The 1,535-nt window shown below is 65.5% G+C and carries 1 protein-coding gene; it reads right to left on the reverse strand.

Annotated features, from left to right (window positions below; translation table 11 throughout):
- Positions 1-1,534, reverse strand: a 1,534-nt coding sequence (locus APM_RS16850; RefSeq protein ID WP_241763194.1) for a recombinase family protein, incomplete at its 3' end; no start/stop codon positions are given.
- Position 1,535: the final 1 nt, after the last annotated feature.

The following is a 1,535-nucleotide window of genomic DNA, read 5'->3' on the forward strand; positions in this document are numbered from 1 at the left end:
CCATTACCGAACTCGCGAACAAACCACATACACCCGCGCCCACTCGCGCGGCTTTCTGCGTTCCGGCAGCAGGCTCCAGCGCCAGCCCAACCATCGCCGCAATCGCACCCGTCAGCACAATCTTCGGCAGAGAGCGGGTATCGTCGCCGTCAGGCGGTGACACGTCGACGCGCTCGATCAGCGCGCGGACTGCTTCCAGTGCTGCGGTGCCGCCGTCCTCGCGGGTGAGGGCGGCATGGAGATCGGTCACCCGCTCGCGATAGGTCTCCGCCAGGTTCGGATGCAGCAACGGGAGCGAAATCCCAGCGGTCTCGATCAGCCGGGTCAGTTCCGCCTTCCGCGCCTCCAGCGTGTCGAGCTTCTGTTGCAGCCCCGGTGCCCGCATCCCCTCCGCGATCGCATCGATCAGGCCATCCAGTTTGCGGGTGACACTCTCCAGTTCGCGCTTATGCGACGCGAGGGCGGCTGAGCGTTCGGAATTGAGCCGGTTGTATTCGGCCGTGTATTCCGTCACGAACTCGGCGACGTGCTCGGGCTGCATCAGCTGGTGGCGCAGCGCGTCGAGAATCAGGCTCTCGAGCTCGCTCCGCCGGATACCGCGCCGGTTGTCGCACGTGCCCTGCTTCCGGGCAGCGGCGCAGGAGAGATAATCCTTGCCGACGGCCCCGAAGCTGCCACCGCAGGTGCCGCAGAACAACTTGCCGGTGAGAATGTGCTTCGCCCGGCGCCGCTCATGAAAGACCGCGCGGTCGATCTTGTCCGCGCCCGAGGCGATACGAACCGCGGCCAGGCGCTGCTGCACACAATCCCAAAGGTCCTGGTCGATGATCCGCAGATGCGGAACCTCCTCACGCACCCATTCCGTTGTTGGGTTCATCCGCGAGACGCGTTTGCCGGTGGCCGGATCCTTTATGTAGTGCATCCGGTTCCAGACCTGGACGCCAATGTAAAGTTCGTTGCGCAAGATGCCGGTGCCGCGGTTCGCATGTCCCCGAATCGTCGTGTCCTGCCAGGCACGCCCATTGGGTCCCGGGATTTTTGCGCCGTTCAGCGTCTTGGCGATGGCAATCGGGCTCGCGCCCTCTGCCGCCATCGTGAAAATCCGGCGGACGACCGCCGCTTCGGCCTCATTGATCGCCCGTTCGCCGCGGATCGGCTCGCCCTTGTGGTCGGTGCGGCGGACCACGTCATAGCCATAGGCACGTCCGCCGGCGGACAAGCCCGCTTCGACCCGGCCGAGCAGGCCGCGATGCGTCTTCTGGGCCAGATCCTTCAGGGCCAGCGCGTTCATCGTGCCCTTGAGGCCGATATGCATCTCGTTGATCTCGCCCTCGGCGATCGTCACGATCGAAACACCGGCAAAGCGCAGGCGCTTGAACAGGGCCGCTATATCCTCCTGGTCGCGGGAAAGCCGGTCCATTGCCTCGGCCAGCACCACGTCGAACCGGCGCCGGCCGGCGTCCTCCATCAGTGCCTGAATGCCGGGACGGAGCATGGACGCACCCGAGATCGCTCGGTCCGAGTAGCTCTCCACC

The sequence above is a fragment of the Acidiphilium sp. PM genome (assembly GCF_000219295.1).
Classification (GTDB): domain Bacteria; phylum Pseudomonadota; class Alphaproteobacteria; order Acetobacterales; family Acetobacteraceae; genus Acidiphilium; species Acidiphilium multivorum.